Annotated in this window: 1 protein-coding gene and 1 pseudogene; both read right to left on the bottom strand. The window is 69.3% G+C overall.

What is annotated here, in order from left to right; all coding sequences use genetic code 11:
• Positions 1-285 (bottom strand): annotated as a pseudogene (locus HUK84_RS19415) (hypothetical protein); the annotation flags it as partial.
• A partial coding sequence (locus HUK84_RS19410) for an ATP-binding protein (RefSeq protein WP_456306682.1) occupies positions 282-1,150 on the bottom strand: 869 nt, incomplete at its 5' end. The gene HUK84_RS19410 and the pseudogene HUK84_RS19415, both read right to left, overlap by 4 nt.

The following is a 1,150-nucleotide window of genomic DNA, read 5'->3' as shown; positions in this document are numbered from 1 at the left end:
CGCCGCGCCGTCGCCGGCAGGGGCACGCCCCGCAGTCACCGCCCCCGCAATCACATTTCCCTGGCGGAACACCCCCATTTCCGGACTCGGCACCTCCGTCACGGCTGCGTTCTCCGGCGCGTTCTCTGGCGTGTTCTCTGGCGCGTCCTCCGATTGGGGCGCGTCCGTCCCGGGTGCCGCGAGGCGGACGGTCAGCGTCTCGGCGCCGTCCGCCAGCGACAGGCTGCGCATGTCCTGGCGCCGCATGGCCGCCACCAGACGCGGCAGCGCGTCCAGCAAGGTCATGGCGCGTCCTTCCGTGGCGTCATCGTCTCCAGATCCAGTGACTCCAGGTAATGGACGCCGACCCCGCCGGTCCGGAAATCCTCGGTTTCCATCAGGCGGCGATGGAACGGTGCGGTGGTGGCGATCCCTTCGATCGTCATTTCGTCCAGCGCCGCGCACATGCGGGCCAACGCATCGGCCCGGTCGGCCCCATGAACGATCAGCTTGGCGACCAGCGAATCGTACTGCGGCGGCACGCGGTACCCCGCATGGAGATGCGTATCCACCCGCACCCCCGGTCCCCCCGGGGGATGCCAGGCGCGCACCAGGCCGGGGCTGGGGACGAAATGCAGCGGGTCCTCGGCATTGATCCGGCATTCGATCGCATGCCCCCGCGTCGCGATATCCGCCTGCGTGAATCCAAGCGGCTGCCCGGCCGCGATGCGCAACTGCGCGCGCACGATATCGATGCCGGTCGTCATCTCGGTCACCGGATGCTCGACCTGCAGGCGGGTATTCATCTCGATGAAGAAAAATTCCCCGTCCTCATACAGGAATTCGAAGGTTCCCGCCCCTTCGTACCCCATGTCCAGGCAGGCCCGGACACAGGCCGCGCCCAGTTCGGCGATCCGCCCGGGGGCGATCCCGACCGGGGGCGCTTCCTCGACCAGTTTCTGGTGCCGCCGCTGGACCGAGCAATCCCGCGCCCCCAGCCAGACGGCATGCCCCGCCCTGTCGGCCAGCACCTGGATTTCGACATGGCGCGGATGCTGCAGAAACCGCTCGGCATAGACCGACGCGTTGCCGAAGGCCCGGCCAGCCTCTTGCCGCGCGGTCTCGACCGCTTCGCGCAGCGCCCCGGCCCGATGCACCACCCGCATGCCCC

The organism is Nguyenibacter vanlangensis, from assembly GCF_013376155.1.
GTDB lineage: Bacteria > Pseudomonadota > Alphaproteobacteria > Acetobacterales > Acetobacteraceae > Gluconacetobacter > Gluconacetobacter vanlangensis.
Note: the sequence above shows the minus strand (reverse complement) of the source record. Positions and strands in the feature narration are given on the sequence as shown.